The organism is Algoriphagus taiwanensis (genome assembly GCF_036245645.1).
In the GTDB taxonomy this organism is placed as follows: domain Bacteria; phylum Bacteroidota; class Bacteroidia; order Cytophagales; family Cyclobacteriaceae; genus Algoriphagus; species Algoriphagus taiwanensis.
In genome coordinates this window covers 96,657-120,282 of record NZ_BTPE01000001.1, presented here as the reverse complement: position 1 = coordinate 120,282, position 23,626 = coordinate 96,657, and the positions used below count along the sequence as shown (strand labels likewise).

General features: G+C 43.5%; 19 protein-coding genes. 9 read left to right on the top strand and 10 right to left on the bottom strand.

All coding sequences use genetic code 11. From position 1 onward, the window contains the following. Position 1 precedes the first annotated feature (1 nt). Positions 2–2,308, top strand: coding sequence for a penicillin-binding protein 1A (locus tag AAA938_RS00435; protein WP_338226673.1), 2,307 nt, complete (start codon positions 2–4; stop codon positions 2,306–2,308). 64 nt (positions 2,309–2,372) lie between these two features. Beyond that, positions 2,373–4,178 (top strand): excinuclease ABC subunit UvrC, encoded by a 1,806-nt coding sequence (gene uvrC / locus AAA938_RS00430; protein ID WP_338226672.1) that lies wholly within the window; start codon positions 2,373–2,375, stop codon positions 4,176–4,178. Positions 4,179–4,192: 14 nt separating this feature from the next. On the opposite strand, the gene porN is transcribed toward uvrC, so the two are convergent. The 8 genes from porN to AAA938_RS00390 form a co-directional block, all read right to left on the bottom strand. Next, positions 4,193–5,008, bottom strand: a complete 816-nt coding sequence (gene porN, locus AAA938_RS00425) for a type IX secretion system ring subunit PorN/GldN (RefSeq protein ID WP_338226671.1) — start codon at positions 5,006–5,008, stop codon at positions 4,193–4,195. A 24-nt stretch (positions 5,009–5,032) separates the two neighbouring features. After that, positions 5,033–6,631: a type IX secretion system motor protein PorM/GldM gene (gene porM, locus AAA938_RS00420; RefSeq protein ID WP_338226670.1), complete on the bottom strand. Its 1,599-nt coding sequence runs from the start codon at positions 6,629–6,631 to the stop codon at positions 5,033–5,035. Between the two features lie 37 nt (positions 6,632–6,668). Beyond that, positions 6,669–7,439, bottom strand: a complete 771-nt coding sequence (porL, locus tag AAA938_RS00415; protein WP_420915718.1) for a type IX secretion system motor protein PorL/GldL — start codon at positions 7,437–7,439, stop codon at positions 6,669–6,671. A gap of 49 nt (positions 7,440–7,488) precedes the next feature. Beyond that, entirely contained in the window at positions 7,489–8,583 is a 1,095-nt protein-coding gene (gene porK / locus AAA938_RS00410; RefSeq protein WP_338226668.1) for a T9SS ring complex lipoprotein PorK/GldK, read from the bottom strand. Positions 8,584–8,731: 148 nt separating this feature from the next. Further along, positions 8,732–9,679: a PorP/SprF family type IX secretion system membrane protein gene (locus tag AAA938_RS00405; RefSeq protein WP_338226667.1), complete on the bottom strand. Its 948-nt coding sequence runs from the start codon at positions 9,677–9,679 to the stop codon at positions 8,732–8,734. 112 nt (positions 9,680–9,791) lie between these two features. Beyond that, positions 9,792–10,565 (bottom strand): uroporphyrinogen-III synthase, encoded by a 774-nt coding sequence (locus AAA938_RS00400; protein WP_338226666.1) that lies wholly within the window; start codon positions 10,563–10,565, stop codon positions 9,792–9,794. A gap of 34 nt (positions 10,566–10,599) precedes the next feature. Next, positions 10,600–11,715, bottom strand: a complete 1,116-nt coding sequence (locus tag AAA938_RS00395) for a DUF4271 domain-containing protein (RefSeq protein ID WP_338226665.1) — start codon at positions 11,713–11,715, stop codon at positions 10,600–10,602. Between the two features lie 9 nt (positions 11,716–11,724). Continuing rightward, positions 11,725–13,419 carry a BamA/TamA family outer membrane protein gene (locus AAA938_RS00390; protein ID WP_338226664.1) on the bottom strand — a complete coding sequence of 565 codons (1,695 nt, stop codon included), beginning with the start codon at positions 13,417–13,419 and terminating at the stop codon, positions 11,725–11,727. Between the two features lie 43 nt (positions 13,420–13,462). Between AAA938_RS00390 and hemW the strand changes: the two genes are divergently transcribed. The 7 genes from hemW to AAA938_RS00355 all read left to right on the top strand — a co-directional run bounded on the left by hemW (position 13,463) and on the right by AAA938_RS00355 (position 21,320). Beyond that, positions 13,463–14,584 (top strand): radical SAM family heme chaperone HemW, encoded by a 1,122-nt coding sequence (hemW, locus tag AAA938_RS00385; RefSeq protein ID WP_338226663.1) that lies wholly within the window; start codon positions 13,463–13,465, stop codon positions 14,582–14,584. A 4-nt stretch (positions 14,585–14,588) separates the two neighbouring features. Continuing rightward, entirely contained in the window at positions 14,589–14,900 is a 312-nt protein-coding gene (locus AAA938_RS00380) for a DciA family protein (protein WP_338221228.1), read from the top strand. A 95-nt stretch (positions 14,901–14,995) separates the two neighbouring features. Beyond that, positions 14,996–17,065 (top strand): GAF domain-containing SpoIIE family protein phosphatase, encoded by a 2,070-nt coding sequence (locus AAA938_RS00375; RefSeq protein WP_338226662.1) that lies wholly within the window; start codon positions 14,996–14,998, stop codon positions 17,063–17,065. Between the two features lie 19 nt (positions 17,066–17,084). Then, entirely contained in the window at positions 17,085–17,417 is a 333-nt protein-coding gene (locus AAA938_RS00370; protein ID WP_338226661.1) for an STAS domain-containing protein, read from the top strand. Further along, positions 17,418–17,831 (top strand): ATP-binding protein, encoded by a 414-nt coding sequence (locus tag AAA938_RS00365; RefSeq protein ID WP_338226660.1) that lies wholly within the window; start codon positions 17,418–17,420, stop codon positions 17,829–17,831. It abuts the gene before it with no gap. An 88-nt stretch (positions 17,832–17,919) separates the two neighbouring features. After that, positions 17,920–19,917: a peptidylprolyl isomerase gene (locus tag AAA938_RS00360; RefSeq protein ID WP_338226659.1), complete on the top strand. Its 1,998-nt coding sequence runs from the start codon at positions 17,920–17,922 to the stop codon at positions 19,915–19,917. Positions 19,918–19,955: 38 nt separating this feature from the next. Continuing rightward, on the top strand, positions 19,956–21,320 hold the full coding sequence (locus AAA938_RS00355; RefSeq protein WP_338226658.1) for a peptidylprolyl isomerase: 1,365 nt from the start codon (positions 19,956–19,958) through the stop codon (positions 21,318–21,320). 80 nt (positions 21,321–21,400) lie between these two features. On the opposite strand, the gene AAA938_RS00350 is transcribed toward AAA938_RS00355, so the two are convergent. Beyond that, positions 21,401–21,724 (bottom strand): hypothetical protein, encoded by a 324-nt coding sequence (locus AAA938_RS00350; protein ID WP_338226657.1) that lies wholly within the window; start codon positions 21,722–21,724, stop codon positions 21,401–21,403. Positions 21,725–21,787: 63 nt separating this feature from the next. Continuing rightward, entirely contained in the window at positions 21,788–23,578 is a 1,791-nt protein-coding gene (locus tag AAA938_RS00345) for an ABC transporter ATP-binding protein (protein WP_338226656.1), read from the bottom strand. Positions 23,579–23,626 lie beyond the last annotated feature (48 nt).

The following is a 23,626-nucleotide window of genomic DNA, read 5'->3' as shown; positions in this document are numbered from 1 at the left end:
TATGTCTAAAACTACCAAACCCACCCTTGCTGCTTGGGCCGGTAAAACCATAAAATATCTCTGGATCGCCTTTATTGCCGGCGTTCTGTTTTTCATCCTATTTGTGTGGATGGTTAGTATCAATTTCCTGGGGCTTTTTGGTTCTCTTCCTGACTTCAAAGCCTTGGAAAATCCAGAAAGTGAAATTGCCTCCGAGCTATATTCTTCAGATGGAGTGCTTTTAGGCACTTACTTTCGGGAAAACAGAAGTCCTGTAGACTACGAGGACCTTTCTCCAAACTTGGTCAACGCCCTCATCGCCACGGAAGATGTGCGCTTCGACAGCCACTCCGGAATAGACATGACTGCCATGATCCGGGTGATTGTGAAGTCCTTGATCTTGGGCCAAGATGCAGGAGGAGGCTCCACTCTTTCCCAGCAAACAGCCAAAAACCTCTTTAAAACCAGAACAGATGCAAGTCAGGGAGTGCTTAGCAATGTTCCGGGCCTGAGAATGCTTATTATCAAGACCAAGGAATGGATCGTGGCTACCCAGCTGGAAAAAGCCTATACCAAAGATGAGATCCTGACCCTCTATTTGAATACTTCTGAGTTTGGGTCCAATGCCTATGGGATCAAAACTGCAGCTTCGACCTTCTTCAACAAGACTCCGGCTGAGCTAAATGTACAGGAATCAGCAGTTTTGGTAGGACTTTTCAAGGCTCCAACCTATTACAGCCCTGTTTTCAATCCGGATAATTCTCTTCGAAGAAGAAACACCGTCTTGTACCAAATGGTAAAGAATGAAGCCTTAACTGAAGCGGAATATGACTCCATTTCCAAGCTTCCTATCGAGCTGGATTACAAAGTTCAAAACCATAACATTGGTTTGGCGACCTATTTCCGCGAAATAGTAAAAGCGGATATGATCAAGTGGACCAAAGAGAATCTCAAATCAGATGGGACTGCCTATGATCTTTTTGGTGATGGGCTGAAAATCCACGTGACTATTGACAGTCGAATGCAGCGATACGCTGAAGAAGCCGTGGCAGAACACATGTCTGAATTGCAAAAGGCCTTTTACAAAGAAATGGGAAGCCGGGATCCTTGGATTGATGAAAATTGGCAGGTGATTCCCAACTTCATTGAAGACGCCGTCAAAAGAACTGAAGCCTATCGTCTTCTAAGGAACCGCTACGGAAATGATACCGATTCTATCGACATCAAACTCAACGAGAAAAAGAGAATGCGGGTATTCTCATGGGAAAGAGGGGAAATAGACACCCTCATGAGCACCATGGATTCGCTTCGGTATTACAAAAAGTTCCTTCAAACCGGATTTGTCAGCATGGATGCTCATACCGGACACATCAAAGCTTGGGTGGGAGGTATTGATCACAAATACTTCAAGTTTGACCACGTCAAGCAGAGTAAGCGGCAACCAGGATCTACATTCAAACCATTCGTCTATGCAGCAGCGATAGAAAATGGATACAGCCCATGTTATTCAGTAGTCGATCAACCAGTAGAAGTCTACATTCCCGGACAACCTGCTTGGAGTCCTTCCAATGCAGACGGAAAGTTTTCTTATCAGAAAATGACCATCCGTAGAGCAATGGCACAGTCGATCAACTCTGTGACCGCTTACATGATGAAAAAGCTAAGTCCCAAAATCGTGGTAGAGACCGCCAAGAGAATTGGGGTGACGAGTGATTTGGAAGAAGTGCCTTCCCTAGCCCTTGGAGTAAATGATGTATCCGTTTTTGAAATGGTCGGAGCTTTTGGAACCTTCGTGAATAAGGGTGAGCATACCACACCTTTCTATATCGATCGGATCGAAGACAAAAACGGAAATGTCATTCAACAATTCACTCCCAAAAAACGCCCTGCGATGACCGAGGAACACGCCTACTTGATGCTCTACATGCTTCGGGGAGGATTTGAGGAGGAATCAGGTACTTCCCAAGGAGTGCCTTGGACACTTCGAGAAGGCAATGAATTGGGAGGAAAGACGGGTACCACGCAAAATGCTTCCGATGGATGGTACATGGGTGTCAGCAAAGACTTAGTATCAGGCACATGGGTTGGCGGAGATGACCGCGCTATCCACTTCCGAAGCTGGACAGCAGGTCAGGGTGGAAGAACAGCTCGTCCCATTTGGGTCAAATATATGTCCAAAGTCTATGCAGATCCTTCACTCGGCTACACCAAAGGGCCGTTCCCAAGACCAGAGAGGCCACTTAGCATTGAAATAGACTGTGACAAATACGAGCAGGAAAGTCAGCGCTTTGCCGACTTTGACTACGATGCCAAGAAAAACGATTTCTAATTCAGACAATTTTCATCCAATAGAAAACAGATCGATTCCCGGTCTGTTTTTTTATTTTTGACCCATGGAATCTTCGTCCTTTTTGCCTTCTGATCATCTTCAGCTTCCCGACCATCCGGGGGTGTATAAGTATTTCAATCATGAAAATGAACTGATCTACGTGGGCAAGGCCAAAAGCCTTAAAAAAAGGGTCAGTAGCTATTTCAACAAACTTTCCGGCAGCAACCTGAAAACCCGAAGAATGGTCAAAGAGATTGCTAGGATAGAAATCACCTTGGTCAATTCGGAACTGGATGCGCTCCTTTTGGAAAACAACCTGATCAAAAAGATCCAGCCCAAATACAATATCCTGCTGAGGGATGACAAGACCTACCCTTATTTGCTCATTACCAGGGAAAACTTCCCAAGGATATTCCCAACCCGGAAACTAATCCCCAAAAGGGGAACCTACTTCGGGCCTTTTGCAAGTGTCAAGGCCATGAACAATGTGCTGGATCTAATCCGTGAGCTTTTTACTATCCGAACTTGCAGCTTGGACCTTTCTCCTTACAAAATTGATGAAGGAAAGTACAAAGTCTGCTTGGAATACCACATTGGCAACTGTCAAGGTCCCTGTGTAGGCCATCAGCGAGAAGCTGCCTACCTGAAAGATTTAGAACAAGCCAAGCATATCCTGAAAGGTAATCTTGGCGTGGCTAAGTCCTATTTCAAACAAGAGATGCAGGAGCATGCTGAAAAATTGGAGTTTGAAAAAGCTCATCGGATGAAGGAAAAATTGGATTTGCTTGAAAAATATCAGGCGAAGTCACTCATTACTAATCCTGGCATTTCAAATCTTGATGTTTGTACCTTGGTAGCTGATGAAAAAACGGCCTACGTCAACTACATGCGAGTCAAAAACGGGGCGATGATTACTTCCAAGAATGTGGAATTGAAGAAGAGACTGGATGAATCAGAAGAAGAATTGCTCATCACGGCATTGATACGCCTGCAGGACCAGTTTCAAAGTGATGCAACGGAAACTCTAACCAATATCAATCTTGAAAATCCAATCGAAGGACTCGATCTCAGCGTTCCGAAAATTGGTGATAAGAAAAAGCTGATTGAGCTTTCTCTGAAAAACGCCTTGTATTACAAAAAGGAAAAGGCCCTACTGCAGGGACTCAATCAGGATAAAAAGGACCGGGTCATCAAGCAGCTTCAGCAAGATTTGAGTCTTCCGGAAATCCCTGACCACATCGAATGCTTTGACAATTCCAACATCATGGGTACTAGCCCGGTGGCAAGCATGGTTTGCTTCCTTAATGGAAAGGCTGCTGTCAAAGAATACCGTCACTTTCATATCAAAACTGTCGAAGGACCCAACGATTTTGCAAGTATGAAAGAAATTGTCGGCAGGAGATATAAACGACTAATGGAAGAGGAAAAGCCCCTACCCAAACTGGTGGTAATCGATGGAGGAAAGGGACAACTTTCATCTGCGGTGGAGGCCTTGCAAGAATTGGGCATCTACGGCAAAATGCCGATTATCGGCATTGCCAAAAGACTGGAAGAAATCTATTTTCCAGGAGACTCCTATCCTATTCATATTGACAAGAAGTCCGAGAGTCTCAAATTACTCCAACGAATTCGTGACGAAGCACACCGATTTGCCATCACCTTCCACCGTAAAGTAAGGAGCAAAAATGCTTTTGGAACCCAGCTTACGGCCATTCCTGGAATAGGTGAGAATACAGCGGAGAAACTATTGAAGCACTTCAAATCAGTCAAAAAAATAAAGGCTGCAAACCTCGAAGAATTGAGTGAAGTGATAGGAATGAGCCGAGCACAGAGTCTGATGGAATGGAAAGAAAAAAATAAAGGGGCCTAAGCCCCTTTTATTTTTTACCACTCCCAGAGTGAATTTTCAAATTCTAATAGTTTGTATTCAAAAGCCAGAGAGTTGAGATAGGCTTGCATCTCAGGATTAGGATGCTCACCATCTATCAAATCGGCAATCAAAGCCTCATCTGGATTGGTAAACCTTCTAACTACTGACCTGAAAAGACGGGACTCAAAAGCTTCGTCATAGGTCAAACTTTTAGAGATGTTTTGATAATTTAACCATCTAGCTTCAGGATGATTTTTGAAATAATTGACAAAGTCCTTGTACCTAATGTAAGCGATGGTCTTTTGTCCAGCGTTGGCATTGGTCGCAGATGGCATCACCAATTCCAAATATTTGATATCGAAGATGGTCTTTGAATGATGCTTTTCAAACACAAAGTCCTCTTTGAAATCCAAGTAATACAGCTGCTTGACAAAAATGGAATCCCCGTTGGCGGAAATCCAGAAATTCTCCTGAAACTCTGCGATGGATAAAGGCTGGGTGAAATTTTCATCCCCAAATACTTCAAGGGCATTTTCATCTACAACTGCCTTGTAAATTTGATTTACGATTCCATTGGCTTTGTTATCACCAGAACCATAGAGTGAAAGATTATATTTCTCTCTCAGGTCAATTCTTCTCCATACAGAGATTTGATACATTTTATCATCTTCCCTGATTCTTTTCACAGAATAGACAGTATCCATATCAAACTGCCGATCCCCAAAACCAGATGGGTTGACACTTGTGGCTACTTGCGCCTCTACACCCTGAAGACTAAAGCCAAGCAGGATAAAGGCAAGGAGGAAGAATTTTTGCACCAATCGTTTCATACTATAGGTAGTTTGCAGAACTGCTTACTTAACGGCAATTCTCTTGATTTCTCTTAGTTCAGAGTTGATTTTGTTTCCTCTGAAGTTTGTTCGTGTTACTTGTGTCACTCTCACCACAATATCATCACCCGGTCTTGCACTTTCGAGCAAAGAACGCATGCTGCCACCGATTGGGATAGTCTGTCTAGGAACCTCACTTCTAAGAAGGATAAGTTCACCACCAGTCACTTCGAAGTTGGCATCTTTTGCCATTGTTCTGGCGAAAGTCGGCTCTGGAACAGCTACCACTTTAATTCCGGAAAGAACATTGATAGCTTGAGCCTGACTCAAATCAACTTCACTCCCATTGGACCCAACCACGCGGATGGTAGGTGCTGGTACCGGCTTAATGTCAAACGCCACATCGCCGATTTTATTTCCACCGGAACTTACGCCGATGGTTACTTTACCAGAAGCGCCCGGAATGATGGTCACCTGACCTGGATTATTTCCTTTAATAGACTGACCATTTGAAATAGCAAATTCTGGAGAATAAGAATTTCCTAAGGCAGGGACTTCAATCAAAAGCTCATTGGCACAGTCTGCATACAATTGCTGAACTACCTCTGAAGACACTTTGATCACCGGTCTAGCTACAAAGTACTCGTATTCCACAGGGATAACCTGATCTTCACCACCAACGTTGGTCACAATTTCCCCTTTCAAAACTTGTCTGGAAAGACCACGATCATCGTAGCTGCCTGCAGGAGGTACTACGAATTCCACCTTTCCAAATCCATTTTCAACCGGAACTGATCGACCGTTGAGAGTCATGGTAGGAGCAGCTGATGAGGAAGCGGAAGCAATAAACATATCTCCTTCAAACTTGGTCCCTGCAGCCACTACATTTGAAACCGCAGCAATCTTACCTTCGAGGATATCAGCTTTGAAATAAAATGAACCGATCGATTGGGTAATTTGAGCCAATGCTTCTCCTTCAATGTTCAAAACCTCATTTTGAAACTGAGAAAGCAAAGCCATTACAGCACCAACCGGAGATTTCACAAAATTCAGGTTGGTAAAGCTTTTACCCTTTACCTCTCTATCATTCGCAAAAATCTCTATTTCAGAAGCGTCAAGTGCGATAGGCTTGAAGCTTACTCCGGTAATTCCAATTCCATTAAGGATTTCAGATACCTTGGTAGGGTAAGCATTCAATCTTTCTTTTAGCTCGTCGCCTTTACCATTATTGGCAAACATATTACCAGGAACCTCAGTATTTTTCAACGCCGCATTGACGAAGTTACCTTCTTCATTTTTGGCATTAGCCTGAGTAATCAATTCCTGCTTTAGGTCTTCAAGGTACACGGTAATTTCTTTCGTGGCCTCTCTTACCTGCTGCGCTGCAGCTACTTTGGGAACATCCTTTGGATTGTTACCTTGCTCCTCTACTGTCGCTTTGATGGAATTGACAGTAAATTCATTTTTTGAAATGTAGTTCCGTGAAGTTCTTTCCATCCCATCATTGATGAGAACAAACTTCTGGAGGATCTGATTACTAACCTGAAGTGCCAAAAGGGCCGTCAGGACCAAGTACATCATCCCGATCATCCGTTGTCTAGGTGTCTCTTTAGCTCCTGCCATCTTTTTTTGAATTCTTTATTTAGATGAATGGACGAGATTAACCTTTCATGGCAGAAAGCATTCCGCCATAGATTTTATTGAGTGAACTTACATTTTGATTCAACTTTGCCAACTCATTTTTGAAGGCTTCAGTCTCTTTTCCAGCTTCGGTCAGACCTTGCATGGCAGAAGTCATGTTGCTATAGAACTTATTCAATGTCTTCACGTGGCTGTTTGCATCCTGAAGTTCCATTTCATATACTGCATTGAGGGCAGAAAGATTCTTGGTCACAGCTTGTACCTGTGAATGATACGCTTTGGCATCTTGAGAAGCAGAAGACATCTCTGTAAGTGCAGCGGCAGTCTTGCTGTAAGAGGTATTCATGTCAACCAAGGTTTTGGCTGCTGTCTTTACGTTGGTTGCATACTCGTTAGTAGCTACAGCAGCATCGGCTAAGTTGCCCATCTTTTCTGCAGAGGTTGCCAAGTTGCTCATTCCCTTACCTAGGCTTTCGATAAGCTCAGGACCGATTTTAGCTTTGGAAAGCATGTCATCAAGCTTAGCTGACACATCATCTCCTTTACCTTTCTTAGATCCCCCGTCGGCTAGTTCAGGGTAAATTTTACTCCAATCTACATCTTCTTGCCTAGGCTCAAAGGCAGAAAGGAAGAAGATGACTGCCTCGGTGCTCAAGCCTACACCGATCATCAAGTTGGCACCTTGCCAATCGAGGATCTTAAACATCGCACCTAGAATTACTACTGCAGCTCCGATACCATAAATTTTAGGCATCACGCTTGAATAAAAGAAATTGCCTTTACTAGCCATTTTTGAATTTTAAATTAAGGTTAAGGTTTTTGTAGGGGTTTTATGTGGTTTATCTTCTTGCTCTTTTAGTTGCTTTGACGTCCATAGAACCTGATCGACCCATGAATGTCATTGCAGTTCGGAATCCGATATGCGCTTGAGCTACATCTTGATATTCGTACGTTCTAGTAGAAGTCTCCAAATAATGGGCGATATCCTTCCAGCTTCCACCTCTTACGATCTTTCTAGGTTCGTTTGGATCATCATATACTGGATCCAAATCCCAAGTGTCCACTCTTGAAGTTGTTTTGTAGGCATCCATCACCCATTCAGCGACGTTACCTGACATGTTATATAAGCCAAATCCATTAGGTGCAAATACATCAACAGGAGCAGTGTATGCAAATCCATCATCGATGTAGTTACCTCTACCTGGCTTGAAATTGGCCATTAAGCAACCTCTTTTATTCTTAAGGTATGGGCCACCCCAAGGATATTTGGCCACATCTTTTCCACCTTTAGCTGCATATTCCCATTCTGCTTCAGAAGGAAGGCGGAATGCAGGTACGTCAAAATCAGCTTCATCATTTGCTCGGAGATGATAGGTTCTCCACTCACAGTATTGTTTAGCCTGATCCCATGAGATTCCCACTACAGGATAATTGTCAAAGGCAGGGTGATCAAAATAAAACTCCATCAAAGGATCTCCATAATGATAAGAAAAGCTGGTAGACCAAACAGTAGTGTCAGGTCTCAGTTCATCATAGTTGAATGTGGGAGGGTCTTTCAAGGTAGTAGGGGTACCTGTGGCTAATTCTCCATTTTTCACCGCCTCCAAAAACTGGCGATATTTATTATTGGATACTTCATACTTATCCATGAAAAATTCAGAAATCGTGATCTGTTTATTCATTGAGGACTGGGTGTAGGCAATATCCTCATCAGATTGTCCCATCCAAAAAGTCCCGGCTTTGACAGGAACCATGTCGATCGGGAGGTTTTGAGACCAGCTGGCCCGCTTGGGAACACCAGTCACTTCCCCTCTCCTATTGGCCTTTTCACTGGCTGAACCTTTTTTATTAAAAAGGCCACAGCCGGGTAAAAGTGTCGCTATAGCCAAGCCCATTGTTATTGGCAATAAGCGGAGTTTCATTTTTTTATACATAAATGACGTTTTTGAATTCATCAAATTTTTTCAATCGCAAAACCTGCTTGAATGGCGAAAATTAGAAGAATAAATCCTAATAATGCAAATTACCTGCCAATTTTACACGAATAATTTCCGTAGCCAAAGCTCCCTGATTTTGATGCATTTAGTATCTAAATCGAGGGGTCCTTTGAATCACACGCTGTACTTCTCTGGTTACATCCGTCAAGACATACCGAAGCATAAATTCATGACTTGTAGGTGATTTGGCTTCTACCCCACTTATCACCAAGTCAAAAGCATACCCTAGTTTAAGAGAGTTGTCCTTGAGAATGCTGTATCCCAGAATGACAGACAGAGACTCTTCCCCTCTGAAGGCCAAACCGGCATTAATTCTGTTTTGATGTGTTGCCATAACGCTCACATCGTAGGAAAAATTATTAAAGGAAACTGTTTTTAGAAGAAAACTTGGCTCAATTCTCAATTGACCAATAGGACGGATTCGGTAACCGAATAATAGATAGGAATGATTTTTAAGCTGATTGGCATAGCTGTCGTCTCCAAAATCGAAAGTCGGTTGATTGAGGTGCTTTCCACTAAGACCGATGTAATAATCTCCCCGATCATAGAGCACACCTACACTAAAGTCTAGAGCTATTTGATTCTCCCTACCCGAACTCGGCAAGTTTGGCTCCGGGTTGACAATAATCAATTCCCCATAATCCAATGAGCTGGAAAACATTCCAACCGAACCACCCAGACTTAGTACACCTCTTCTCAGCTTTTTATGATAACTGCCCTGAAGATTCACCTCCAAGTTATTGGAGGGACCGATCTGATCGTTTACTAGGGTGAGACCATACCCAATATTTTTAGTATCCAATCTTCCCTGAGCAGTGATCAGTTGGGTAATTGGAGCCCCCCCTTGTCCACTGCTTGTAGTATACCCAGCCCATTGGGATCGATGCAAAGCCGAAAAGCGATAGCCCCCATCTTTACCGGCGAAGGCAGGGTTGTAAAACATGCCATTGAACATGTATTGCGTAAACTGGGCATCTTGCTGCGCATGCGTAAGTATCGGGCTGAAAAAGATCAAAATCAGCAAATACTTCATGCATTTCAAAAAATTGTCCAAACGGCTATTTGTTGACATTGCGTGTGAATTATTCAATTTTTAACGAGTGTAAACATTTAAACTGAAAATCCACAGAAAATGATTCTAAGATTTACAAATTATTGGCCTTCTTGATGTAAAGTTCCAATGCACCGGTCATACTTGGCGCATTGGGCATCGGTGCTTCGATGTCCAAAATCAACCCCAAATCCCGTACAGCCTGAGAAGTAGTGGGCCCGAAGGCAGCAATTCTTGTCTTTCCCTGGACAAAATCAGGAAAATTCTGCTTCAATGACTTTAATCCAGATGGACTGAAAAATGCCAAAATATCATACTTGACATCAGCTAAATCCGATAGATCGGCTGGCAAAGTATGGTAAATGATGGCTTCAGTGAATGCGATCCCGTTTTTCTCCATGTATTCCGGAATATCATCCTTTCGAATATCCGAACAAGGGAAAAGGTATTTTTCGTTTTTGTGCTTCTTGAAGTAATCAAACAAATCCTGTGCTGTCCGCTGTCCCACAAAAAGCTTGCGCTTGCGGATGACGATATACTTCTGAAGGTAATGAGCCGTTTGGTCAGAAATACAAAAATATTTCATCTCTGCAGGCATCTCTATTTTAAAGTCCTTACATATCGCAAAGAAATGATCTATCGCATTTCTGCTTGTAAAAATGATCGCTGTATGCTTCAGAATATCAATCTTTTGCTTCCTGAATTCCTTAGGAGGAACTGGCTCTACTTTGATAAACTGGCGGAAATCAATTTTAAGGTTGTATTTCTCTGCCAATTGCAAATAGGGAGAATTGACGTCATTGGGCTTGGGCTGAGAAACTAAAATACTTTTGACAGGCTTAAATCGATCTTTTGGAGTATTACTCATACCAGATTTATCAATATTTATTTAAAAACATTCGTTAAAACAACCAGGCCGAAACCCACTTGGATAGGATGAGAAAAGGCACCAGTTCGGCGATGCAAAGGTAAGTAAATAAATGATATTTCTTAAAACTAAGCCGATTCATCATAATGAGAAACAAAGCTAAAATCGCAGCCAGATACACCCAAAAAATCCCTTTTATGAAATAGGGTAACATCTGTCCCATCCTCCCAAAGTCATTCACAACAAAGAATGCCATCCCTGCAGCGATTAGGGCTACACCCAAAACAATCAACCTTAGCAGGTAAAAAAAGTGAGCAAAATCCACCTTAGTCAAATCAAAGAAGTACGAAATCAGCCGAATCCCCACAAACTTGATCACGATGGATAGAAAAACAAGGAAACTCAATCCGATCCAAATCAAAATCAAAGAGGAATACTCCATTCCAACCTGCGCCATGAGCTGCTGAGGACGAAAAACCACTCCAATCATCAATAAAAGCTGAGCTACCATCAAACTGACTATAAAAAGGTAGGAGAGAATATCAAACGAAAAAAACTTCTGCAAACTTCCTGAGTCTGAAAAATCCTCAGCACTCAGCACAGAAACGGGCTGTAGAAGTGCCGAGAGCAAATACGGGTAGGCCAATCTGTACAGAGCTACCAAAAATAAAATGATCAGTAAGCTGACAAAAAAGAAATCTCTGATCTCAGCTCCATAGGAAGCACGAGGAATAGGAGCTGAAGAAATTTCATCCCCGTCGACTTCTTCGGTGTGCTGAGGTAGATTCAGGACTTTTTGGACTGAAACCCAATCTCCTTTAGCCTTTGGAGTGAAAATGATTAATTTGAAATCTTCGCTTCCGGCAATTTTCTCTATTTGTTTCAAAGAAATCAAAACCAAGGTATCTCTCTCCGTTGTCATCCAAAGTCTTCCGTCAAGAAATAAGGTGCTCTCAGCCGCCGCTTCTATGGCGAAGTTGGAATAGGGGAAACTGGAAGAAGAAAGTGCAAATTCGTAGGCAACTTTTGGGTTGAGCAGACTTCCTCCTTCTGAATTATTCTGGGTGACTTCATAGGTTTCCAGCACCTGTGCATGAGTTCCCAGAGTACTCCACAAAAACCCGAAAATCGCAAATAATAGGCGTCTCATCAGACCTGATTAAAATCTTGCTAAATATCCAAAGTGCACACGAGCGTATTCAAAGGACAAGGGTTGGATATTTGACTTGCCCAATGCAAATACAAAACTGAACAATCCTCCCTCGGTGTCCAAATTAATTCCTGATCCAAAAGAAAAAGGTGTGTCCTTTTGAGGAGAAAAGTACGGGTTATTGAGCACACCGAAGTCTCCAAAGACCATCAAGTAAGAATTCTGTCCAAAAAACAGCCGCTGTTCCAAATTGACAAATCCATAGTGACGGGCAAAGAAAAATTTCTCATTGAAGCCTCGAATGCTATTGAGTCCTCCTATCCGAAATAGTTCATTGAGAAATAGATTTGGATTTTCGAGGATACCCCCAGAACCCCGAATCCACATCCCCCAGACTGGCTTGAAAAAAACATGTTTTTCTGCTTCTATCCTGCCCTGAATCTGAGTTGAATTTTCTGTCAGCCCTTCGTATAGCTCCTCAGGAATACCTGTGTTTTCCAAGACCCGCTTATTTCCTGCAGAAAATTCTCCGGATAGCCTCCACCCCCTTCTGGGAAATCTCAAATCATCCAGAAGATTCCATTCTCCGCCTATTCCGTACTGATTCCAGCGGTAATCTATGGCTGCTGGTAACTGCTGAGGATCAAACCCGGGCTGGTCCAGCAAGTCTCCTGCTTGTCTCCGAGTAAAAAAGTTTAAATACCCGCTGTCTGAAACCCGGTAGCCAAAGTCCAAAACAAAGGAACGATTGACAAAAGAGCTATCCTGCCTCAGTAGACTAAATTCTACTGAAGCATCTAGTGGCGACCTGAAAATAAATGACTCTTTGTATTTCAGATCCAAAGCTTGAGACTGCACATTGAGTCGCTGCCATTGAAGGGAAATATCCCTTCCTTTTCCTCCCAAATGATACAACTGCAAATCTACCTGCCCAGTGACCAGAAGCTTTCCCGGCTCATTTTCATTGGGTAAAAAACCAATCACTCCATCAAATACATTCAACCTTCTCTCCTGCAAGGAAAAAACAGGGATAGCTTTTTGTTGCTGAAAACTCATCTGAGGAGGCCCTAACAGTGAAAAATAAGGGGATTTCTGAAGCAACTTGGTCGACTCTTCCAATCTGCTTTGGGAAAAAGGCCGACCAACCTCCAATCTGGATAGGAGCTGGAGATAAGTTAGTTGGGTCTTTGCATTTCCAGCCAGAGAAAGGCTATCCCAAGTAATCAGCGGGCCAGGATTGAAATCAATTCTTCCGGTGAGTTGAGTTCCTTGGATTTGAACACTGTCAATTTTTACCTCCGCAAATGGCAATCCTTTATCCTCTGCGAAATCCAGTAAATCTTCTATCCAAATATATGGGGCAGTATATTCCTCTCCGGGCTGGCCTTTAGCCTCCAAAAAATCCTCCGGTACTGAGGCGAGTTCAAGCCCACTCCAGGAGTATAGGGGGCCCGATTCCACCTGATAGACTAGAGTATCGTGTCCGTTTTTCTCCAAGATTTTAGCTTGGAGAAATCCCCTTGACCGCATTTGTTGCAAACTGGAATCTGCTTGGCTTGCGGCTCGCTCTTTGGATGGAAAGTAGGAAATCTCCTGCTTTGGCACCTTTTCTATTTGGAGAAACACCCCAAATACCTCCTGCCCCCGAAGACTTAGAGGAGAGAAAAGAAGCAGCAGAAAAAGGAATTCAAACCTAAACTTCAAGGACAGGGGGATTGGTTATATTTGCAAAATAACCGAAATCCTATTGGCAGGCATCTATATTCATATTCCATTTTGCAGGCAAGCTTGCCATTACTGTGATTTTCATTTCTCTACCAACCTCTCCAGGATGTCCGAGCTCGTGGATTGCCTCAACCTTGAGCTTGAGATCAGAAAGCATGAGTTGGCCGGAGAAAAAATAAGGACCGTTTACTTTGGAGGTGGGACACCTTCTTTATTGAGCCGAATACAGCTCGAAGCCATCCTGTCCTCCGTGAAGACTAATTTTCATTGTGAGTTGGAGGAAGTCACTCTGGAAGCCAATCCAGATGATTTGATGCCCACGCGCTTGGAAGAATGGAAAGCCCTTGGGATAGACCGTCTGAGTTTGGGAATTCAAAGCTTCCAGCCGGAGATTCTCCATTTTTACAACCGAAGTCACTCTGCAGACCAAGCACTCAAAGCGCTTGAAATCTCCCGAAAAGCCGGTTTTGAAAAGTTCAGCATAGATCTGATTTATGGATTTCCTCATTCGGATCACAGCCTTTGGAGAAGAGACCTTCAGCTAGCTCTGGAGCAAGACCCTGGACATATTTCTGCCTACAGCCTCACTGTGGAGCCCAAAACGGCCTTGGGCAATTGGACGAAAAAAGGAAAATTCATTCCTGCCGAGGAGGACTTTGTGGCGGAACAATTGGAATGGCTTCAGGAAGAAACCCAAAGAGCAGGCTATGTCCAATACGAAATATCCAACTTTGGTAAACCCGGAAAATGGGCCCTGCACAATACTAACTATTGGAGAGGAGTTCCCTACTTAGGGATTGGGCCAAGTGCACATTCTTTTGATGGGAAATCCCGGGGTGCAAACTTGGCGTCCAATGCCAAATACCTCGCTGCTCTAGGCTCTGGAAACCTGGTCTACGAAATTGAGGAGGACACTCCCGGAGACAGAGCCAACGAGTTGATTTTAACCTCGCTAAGGACAGTTTGGGGGTTGGATTTAGAGGTTTTCGCAGAAAAATTTGGAATTTGGCTGAAGGAGGAAAAAAAGAGAGAGATCCGCAAATTTGAACAGGCAGGATGGCTGATTCAGGAAGGGAATACCCTATCTTTGACCCCATCAGGAATGCTCTTGGCAGACAGTATCGCTGCCGAACTTTTCGTCTGAACCTATGGCCTACGACAACAACCCCGGTAGAAAAAAAGAAGCTGCTCCACTAGAGTCAGCGTTCAAAGAGCTGCTCAAAGCCTACAGGCTAGAAGGCAAATACCAGGAGAACCTGTTGATCAATTCTTGGCCGGAAATCGTAGGAAAAACCATCTCCAGCCGGACCAATGGACTGTTTGTCAAAGAAAAGAAACTCTATGTCCGCATCAGTTCCGGCCCCTTGAAAAAAGAGCTTCTCCTCAACCGCTCCAAAATCCTTGCACTCATCGACGACCATGTAGGACAGGGAGTCGTAGATGACTTGGTGGTCCTTTAAATCCGGTTTACAATTTTTAACATCAGCCCGGCACTCGGTTGGACTTTCACTGATTCAGTTTAGCTCAGATTGAGTATTATTGTGATCATTTATCCATGATCAAGCTACCCAAATTCCATATCGGCAGACTGACACTCCTATTATCCCTATTGGTGTGGCTGGCACTGCTTTTTGTGGATTTGGTCCGGATATTCGGAATGATCAATTCCCTGGAGTCCGGAATCTCAAGCGAAATCACCTGGATTCTTGAAATCCTCTTTTTTATCTGTGTGTACTTTTTTTACACCAATTCTCTGGAAAAAAACAAGCAGAAAAACTTTCTGGAAATGGTCTGGAGAGGAGCCTCCACAGGTATTTTTGCCAGTGGAATTGCCCTGGTGATCGAGCTCTTCTATTTTTCTTTAGGGGAAAGCAAACTCGGCGCTGACCCTTTTCTCAAAAACTTTTTTTACCATATCAATTTTGCGCTGACTACGATTTTCCTCATTTCCACCGCTTTACTCTGGAAAACGCTCATTCTCTATCAGAAAACAAAGCAGGTAGTCAAGCAATGGCAAGCCTTTGAATTTGCGTTGTTAGTAGCCATGTTTTTTGTTTTTTTCAATAAAAACAATCTGGATTATTCCTTCATCTTCGGATTGGTAATCCTTTTGATTATTTCGGCTGTTTTAGCGGGAAATCTCAAATGGATACCTTACCTGAATTTCAAAGAAAAATGGAAATCCCTGCTTTTCCTTTTTCTCATATTGGTCAGTACCGCCTTTCTCTTCACTCGGTTTTTGGCCTACAGCAATGCGGAAATCTATCAAGTCAACCTGACGGACAATCTCTTCCTGATTGCCTTGTTTGGCTTCATCTTCTTGTATGGCTTATTCAGCTTTTTGGTGACCTTGTTCAACCTGCCCACTTCCTCTGTTTTTGAGCAGAAGCTGACCGAAACCATCAATTTTCAGCGACTCAGCCAGTCTATCAAGCCGGAGGAAAACGAAGAGCAGGTTTTGGATATTCTGATGGATTCCTGCATGAGTGCATCCTACGCGGATGGGGCATGGCTGGATATTCATGAAGGCGAAAAAAACTCTCCTATCCAACTTAGATTTCTGGACAAAAAGGACCGGGAGAGCCTAGCTCAGATCATGGAGGGTCCTATCCAAGAATGGGAAAAATCAACCCCTCTGAATCTGCTTCAGCCCCTTAGCCTAAGATTGGATCATCTGAAGTACCAATCTGCACTCGTGGTACCCTTGGTAGTCAATAACCAAAAAACAGGTCAGATCCTCTTGGTAAAAGAAGTCCGAGATGGCTTTAATAAGGAAATGATAGGAATCATCAGCACTTTCTCAAGGCAGGCAAGTATCGCGGTGGAAAATCACCGATTGCTCAATCAAGCCATCCGAAACGAGCGCTATCAGGAGGAACTCAAAATCGCTCAGCGCGTGCAGAAATCCCTTTTGCCTACTCGACTGGACCACCCGGATACTTTCGAGATCTGCGCCTATTCCAATGCTGCCGATGAAGTAGGAGGAGATTATTACGACACATTTGAGATCAGTGAAGAAAAGTATGTTCTGATAATGGGAGACGTATCCGGAAAAGGTACTTCAGCAGCCTTCCATATGGCGCAGATGAAGGGAATATTCCAGAGTCTCATTCAGCTAGATCTTTCTCCAGCCCAGTTTATGATTCAAGCCAATTCGGCACTGAGTCGCTGCCTGAGCAAAAACCATTTCATCACCGCTTCCATATTCCTGATCAATACCCAGTCCAAGCAAATCTGCCATTCCCGGGCAGGTCATGTTCCTACTTTGTTTTATAGATCAGGGGAGAAAAAATCCGAGTTTTTGATGCAGGATGGTCTGGGATTAGGAATATTAAGAAACCGACAGTACGAAAATCACGTTCAGGAGAAAACCATGGAATACGGCGAGGGAGACATCTTGGTGATGTTTACCGACGGAATCGTGGAAGCCAAAAATCAAAAAGGACAACAATTTGGATTTGAAAGAATCAGGAGCTTGGTAGAGATGCATCCTGATAAGGACCCAAAAGAAATACAGAATATTTTGATCGATACACTTCATGACTTCGTGGGAGGCAACGGAATGATCGATGACGATTACTCCCTCATGGTAGTCAAGTTTAACCCTCTCTCCTCAGCTCAGTAAGAATAACCCCTAATCCGATATGCTCCGACTGGAAAAAACCAAAGAAGACCTGACCGATATCCTTAGCCTAGATGGAGAGGTAGATGCCAGTAACTCAGTCATCTTGGATGAAGCCATTCAGGAATTGGTCCAAAATGGATCTCGTGCGATCTTGATCGACGGGAGTAACCTGGAATATATCTCATCCGCCGGATTGGGCGTGTTTATGTCTTATCTGGAAGAGTTTCAAGAAAAAGAAATCAGCCTGAAGATCGCAGGACTAAGTCCGAAAGTGGTCGAGGTATTCCGCATTCTCGGCTTGGATAAGCTGATTCCGATTTACCCAGACAAAACAGGAGCATTGGCCAAGTAAATGAAGTACCAGGTAGACATATCCTGCCAAACATCCGCTTTGGCAAATCTTCGGGCTTTCATCCAGAGCTCTTTGGAAAACTATGCCTTATCCGAAATCGACAGGCACCAGGTTACTTTGGCTGTAGAGGAAGTCTGCGCCAATCTCATCATTCACTCCCATGGATGTAACCCCAAGGACCAAATCCATTTGGAAATCAAGGATTCTGAAGAAAAACTGATCGTAGAAATCTCAGATCAGGGAGAAGCCTTCAATCTGCTCGAGTACGAAATGCCAGACATTCAAAAAGTCATGGTAGAAAAAAGAAAAGGGGGCTTAGGGATCATTCTCGTGCGCAAAATCATGGACGAAATTGAGTTTGAATCCAAAGATGGAGTAAACACCTGCAGGCTTATCAAGTGGTTTCGTTCCTAATTTTGGTTAAATCCTTCCAAGCAAAAGCAATCTCCCTGAATTCCTGATAAATTTGTAACATTGCATCGTCAAATAGGAATTCCATTTCATGAAGCACCGGATCATTTCGGCATTTGTTTTTTCCCTTTTCATCTCCCTCTCTGGAAAGTTTATTTCTCCTTCCTTTGGGCAAGACCCGGCGGAATCTCCGGTACTCTTAACCGTAGGTGGCAAAACGATCCAAAGAGATGAACTCGTGTACTTGATTTCCAAATCAGGCCCGGTAGATTCTTCCCCTGGCATCAGCAGAGAAGAATTTGAAGAAAATCTGGACTTATTCATCAATTATCAGCTCAAAGTCCGGGAGGCGGAGGCACAAGGTCTGGATCAAACCGAAGAATTCAGACGGGAATTTGAATCTTTCAAGGAAACTTTGATCGCTCCATTCCTCATCAGAAACTCACTGGAGGAGGGGGAATTGAGAAAAGCCTACTCCCGAATGCAGGAAATGGTCAGAGCGAGTCATATTTTGTTTCAATTTCCCTCCAATGCCAGTACTGAGGATAGTCTCATCGTATTGAAAATGGCCCTTAAAGTAAAAGGAGACATTGAAAACGGAGCCAATATCAACGAATTGGCGGTGCAGTATTCCGATGACCCTTCTGCTCAAACCAACCGTGGAGACTTAGGCTATTTTACCAGCTTGCAGATGGTGCAGCCTTTCGAAGATGCTGCCTTCAACCTCCAAGTCGGACAAGTATCTGACCCGGTATTGACCAACTTTGGGTACCACATCATTCAGGTTCAGGACCGCAAACCTAACCCCGGACAAGTGCAGGTTTCCCATATTCTTGTTCGTTTTGAGCCCAATGATTCACTTCAGGAAGCCAATGCCCGAAGAAAAATCGCAGATATCTACACTGAGATTCAAAAAGAATCCACCGTTTGGGAAGATATAGTTCTTAACTACTCGGAGGATTTGGCAAGTAATCAGCGAGGTGGGATTCTGCCTTGGTTTGGTGTTGGTGCCATGATTCCTGATTTTGAAATGGCGGCCTTCTCTCTTTCAGAGATTGGAGAAGTTTCCCCTCCTATCCGTACCCAATATGGCTATCATATCCTCAGGCTGGAAGATAAAAAACCTATGGCTTCCTTCGAGGAATTGGAAGAGAGCATCCGGTCAAAGATCCTAAGAGACAGTCGCTCTCGAATGATTCAATCCCAAGTAGTTGCGGTACAAAAGGCCCGCTATGGCTTCAAAGAAGAGGAAACCTCGGTTTCCAAACTTGGACAAGAACTTAACTCAGTCCCCAAATCCGAATTCAACGCTCAGCTGGAAAGCAAAGGGCTTAACCAATCCCCCCTATTTTCTCTGAAAGGAAAAACCTATTTGGCTAATGATTTGGCGGAATACATGAAGGATCTCGAGGTAAGAAACACACCCAAAGAGGGTACCTTTGACTTTTGGTACGACAGATATGTGGCTCACATCCTTTCCGAAACAGAAGTCCAGGATATCTCTTCGAGCAATAAAGAATATCAAATGCTCACCAAGGAGTATCGGGATGGGATATTGCTCTTTTCCTTGATGAATAAGGAGGTTTGGCAAAAAGGGCTGATGGATTCCTTAGGCCAGGAGGAGTATTACAGAAAAAATATTTCCAATTATCAATGGAAAGATCGTGCGGAGGCCTTTATCGTCAAAGTACTCGATTCTGGCCAACTTACATCTGCTCGAAATCAACTGAGCAACGGAGGGTACAATTCCTCCCTAATCAAGGCCTTTGAGGACAATTACCGAAGCAATGCTCCTTTGGCATTTCAAACTCAGTCCGGAGTATTTGAATACACAGATCATCCGGTGCTCTCCAAGGCGGATATGAGCAAAAATTATCAGGAAATTCAAGTGGATGGCCAAACCTACCTGATTGTAATTGGCCAGAAGTTTGCCGCAGGCCCAAGAAAATTTGAAGAATCCAGAGGATTGGTAATTCGAGATTATCAGGATTATCTGGAAAACACACTCACCCAATCGCTTAAAACCAAGTATCCTGTCAATGTAAACAATGCGGTCAAAGAGGAGGCTTATCTAGCTCTCAATCGATAACCGTAAGCAACGGAAGCTTGACAGGAAAGAACATTTCTATGAAAACTATAAACCATCTGTTTACAATTCTAGCCTTTGTCGGATTAGCCGGAAAGACCCTAGCTCAGGAGCCCGCCCAAACCGGACAAGTACTGGACAAGATTGTAGCCAAAGTAGACAACAATATCCTTTTGGAGTCAGATATTCAGAAGTCTTATCTGGAGGCACTTTCCCAAGCCCAACAGGGAGTAGAAGCTCCGTCAAGATGTGACGTGTTCGAATCCTTGCTCATCAATAAACTTATGGTGGCCAAGGCAGAGATTGACTCCATATTTGTCACTGATGCAGAGGTGATGCTTCAAGTAGATAGCCGTTTCAGTGCCGTGATGCAACAGTTTGGAGGAGACGAAGACGTCTTGGTACAAGTATATGGCAAAACTGCCGATCAGCTCAAAGCAGAAATCGAGGATGTGATCCGCGAGCAGCTCATCGTGACTCGTATGAGGGGAAAAATCACCGAAGGTGTGACCGTCTCTCCTGCAGAGGTCAGATCCTTTTTCAACAGCATTCCTCAAGATTCTCTTCCACTGTTTACCTCTGAGGCTACAGTGGGCCAAATTGTGAGAAAACCGACCATCAACCCCGAACTTCGAGATCAGATGGTCAATCAATTGCTCCAATTCAAAAAGGACATTCTGGATGGCAAAGCGGATTTTGCCGATTTGGCAAGGAAATATTCCCAAGACCCCGGTTCAGCAGCTCAAGGAGGAGATTTGGGTTTCTTTCGTAGGGGAGAACTAGCCCCACAGTATGAATCCACCGCACTTAGCCTCAGACAGGGAGAAATCAGTGATCCTGTTGAAACCCAATTCGGGTTTCATATGATTCAGCTGCTGGAAAACAGAGGGACTTCATACAACACACGACACATCCTTCTTATCCCTGCCCCCACCGAACAGGATATTCTCAAGGCAGAACGGTACTTGGATAGCTTGAAAACTGAGATAGAAAACGGCAAAATCGATTTTGCAAAGGCCGCCAAAGAATACTCTGACGATAGAACTACCTCAGACAATGGAGGATTCTTTGTAGACCCGACAACTAATTCCAACCGACTTTCACTGAGAACTCTCGAGGATCCTGTGCTCTATTTCACCATCGATACGATGCAGGTTGGAGACATGACCAAGCCCATGAGATTTGAGGACCCGAGAGAAGGGACAAAAGTTAGGATTCTATTTTACAAAGCCAGATATCCGGCTCACCGGGCGAATTTGGAGGATGACTACGAAAAACTGAAAGCAGCTACTTTGAGAAGAAAAGAGGATGAGCTTTTGGAAAAGTGGTTTTTGACAGCCAAGGAAGATGTCTTTATTGATATTGACCCAAGCTATGACCGATGCAATGCCCTTCAGGGCAAGTAAATATCTGCCAGAAAAAACACCCTCATGAATCTAGGTTCATGAGGGTGTTTTTTTTGATACTTCAGGGAATTCTTATGACCTCAGGATTTACTTTTTCCGAAGAGGGACTTGAATGCCAACCCCAACTGTCTTAAGCCTTCAAGAACAAAGCCTTTAGACTCTTTCAACCTGGGCTCAATTTCTTCTTTCTTTTCCTCGTATTCCTTTTTGAGAAGATCCTTGGCTTTTTTCAATTCTTCCTCCAAAGAGGTTTTATTTTCCTTTAGATCTTGGATCTTTTTCTCTATATCCTCCTTGACATCCGAGCCTGCCTCTTTCCCTTTTTCAATCAGTTCTTCTATTTTTTGGCCAATTTCCTGAAGGACTTCTTCGATTTCTTCTGTTGCGGTTTTCTTCTTTTCCATGATTCAAAAATTTTAGTGCTGAATCATGAAGTTACAGAAAAAGCTGAACTTCAGCAGCTATTCTCAGGAATCCACCGGCTCACCGGCCTGAGTCTGCTTTTCATAAAGCTCAGCATAAACTCCTTTTTGGTCCATCAGAGATTCGTGATCTCCACGCTCGATAATCTGACCGTCATTGAGTACGATGATATGGTCTGCAAGCTTCGCTGAAGAGACCCGATGGGAAATGATTACCGAAGTCCGGTCTTTCATTATGGACTTGAGTGCAGAAAGGATGGCATTTTCCGTTTTGGTATCCACAGCAGACAGACAATCATCCAAAATGAGAATTTTTGGTTCTTTGGCTATTGCCCGCGCAATGGAAACCCGTTGTTTTTGACCTCCGGAGAGGGTGATTCCTCTTTCTCCGAGGAGGGTCTCAAATCCTTTCGGAAAATCAATGATATTCTGATAGACATCAGCATCCTTCGCGGCCTGCTCAATCAGTTCGCTGTCCGCATGGTCCAATCCAAAGGCAATATTATTGGCAATGGTGTCAGAAAAAAGAAACACATCCTGTGGCACAAAACCAATTTGTCTTCTGATTCCGGCGACTTCATAGCGAGGCAGTTCTCGTCCGTCTATCTTTATTACACCTGAGGTAGGGTCATACATTCGCATCAATAGGTTGGCAATGGTAGACTTGCCAGAACCTGTAGTTCCGATGATTCCCAAAGTCTGCCCAGCCTTGATTTTAAAAGAAATCGAGTCCAGAGCTTTGATTCCTGAGTCAGGATAAATGAATGTCAAATCTTTCACTTCAATGTTACCCTCAATATCTGCCTTGATCTTCTCTGTGCTGATCATGTCATTTTTGGCGTCCAAAAACTCATTGATCCTTGTTTGGGAAGCTGCAGCACGCTGAACAATACTGGTCACCCATCCTAAGGAAGTCACCGGCCAAGTCAGAATATTGACATACAAAATAAACTCAGCAATAACCCCATAGCCAATCTGTCCTTCAATCACCTGTAGTCCTCCTACATACACCGTAATGATGGTAGAAATCCCCACCAAGGCCATTATCAGGGGAAAAAACAGCGCATTCACTTTGGTCAGGGCTATGGATTTCTCCTTGTATTCTTCACTTGCTTCTGCAAAAGCCTGAGAGGAATCCTCTTCTCTGACAAAAGCTTTTAGCACCCGGATTCCCGAAAAAGCTTCCTGTACATAAGTACTCAGCCCAGATAAGCTTCGCTGGATTCGCTCCGACCGTTCATTGATCAGGTTATTCACAAAGTAAATGCTCAATGAAAGCACGGGGAGTGGCAAAAGGGAATACAAAGTCAACTCTGCGTTGACAGAGACCATGTAGAAGATAACCAATGGAAATAGCACCAAGAGATTAATCCCATACATAATTGCCGGTCCAAGGTACATTCTGACCCGGCTTACATCTTCGGATATTCGGGCCATCAGATCTCCTGTGCTGTTTTTTCTGTAAAAGCTGAGAGGAAGATTTTGGTAGTGGTCAAAAAGCTCATTTTTCATGTCATACTCGATCCTTCGGGACATGATGATGATAGTCTGCCGAATCAAAAACAAGAAAAAGCCTCTCAATAAGGCCATTGCCAAAATCAGGAGACCAAAAACAAATACGTACTCCAGAAAATTATCCCTTGCCGCTTCTCCCAATCCACCGTTCATCAAAGGACGATAAAGGGCAAAGCTCTCCACCACATAATCTATGGCAATTCTCACCAACTGGGCAGGGATTATTACAAAGACATTGGAAATGACAGTAAATACTATTCCCAAAAGCAATAACCCCTTGTATTTGTACAAATACTTATTTAATCTCCAAAGCGGCTTCACCAAATAAAAACTTTTAAAACGGAAATAAACTTAATTAAACTGCGGATG

Coding starts and splice junctions, on each gene's coding strand:
- AAA938_RS00435 (WP_338226673.1), top strand. CDS start 2: ATGTCTAAAACTACCAAACCCACCCTTGCTGCTTGGGCCGGTAAAACC.
- uvrC (WP_338226672.1), top strand. CDS start 2,373: ATGGAATCTTCGTCCTTTTTGCCTTCTGATCATCTTCAGCTTCCCGAC.
- porN (WP_338226671.1), bottom strand. CDS start 5,008: ATGAAACGATTGGTGCAAAAATTCTTCCTCCTTGCCTTTATCCTGCTT.
- porM (WP_338226670.1), bottom strand. CDS start 6,631: ATGGCAGGAGCTAAAGAGACACCTAGACAACGGATGATCGGGATGATG.
- porL (WP_420915718.1), bottom strand. CDS start 7,439: ATGGCTAGTAAAGGCAATTTCTTTTATTCAAGCGTGATGCCTAAAATT.
- porK (WP_338226668.1), bottom strand. CDS start 8,583: ATGTATAAAAAAATGAAACTCCGCTTATTGCCAATAACAATGGGCTTG.
- AAA938_RS00405 (WP_338226667.1), bottom strand. CDS start 9,679: ATGAAGTATTTGCTGATTTTGATCTTTTTCAGCCCGATACTTACGCAT.
- AAA938_RS00400 (WP_338226666.1), bottom strand. CDS start 10,565: ATGAGTAATACTCCAAAAGATCGATTTAAGCCTGTCAAAAGTATTTTA.
- AAA938_RS00395 (WP_338226665.1), bottom strand. CDS start 11,715: ATGAGACGCCTATTATTTGCGATTTTCGGGTTTTTGTGGAGTACTCTG.
- AAA938_RS00380 (WP_338221228.1), top strand. CDS start 14,589: ATGGCCTACGACAACAACCCCGGTAGAAAAAAAGAAGCTGCTCCACTA.
- AAA938_RS00375 (WP_338226662.1), top strand. CDS start 14,996: ATGATCAAGCTACCCAAATTCCATATCGGCAGACTGACACTCCTATTA.
- AAA938_RS00370 (WP_338226661.1), top strand. CDS start 17,085: ATGCTCCGACTGGAAAAAACCAAAGAAGACCTGACCGATATCCTTAGC.
- AAA938_RS00365 (WP_338226660.1), top strand. CDS start 17,418: ATGAAGTACCAGGTAGACATATCCTGCCAAACATCCGCTTTGGCAAAT.
- AAA938_RS00360 (WP_338226659.1), top strand. CDS start 17,920: ATGAAGCACCGGATCATTTCGGCATTTGTTTTTTCCCTTTTCATCTCC.
- AAA938_RS00355 (WP_338226658.1), top strand. CDS start 19,956: ATGAAAACTATAAACCATCTGTTTACAATTCTAGCCTTTGTCGGATTA.
- AAA938_RS00350 (WP_338226657.1), bottom strand. CDS start 21,724: ATGGAAAAGAAGAAAACCGCAACAGAAGAAATCGAAGAAGTCCTTCAG.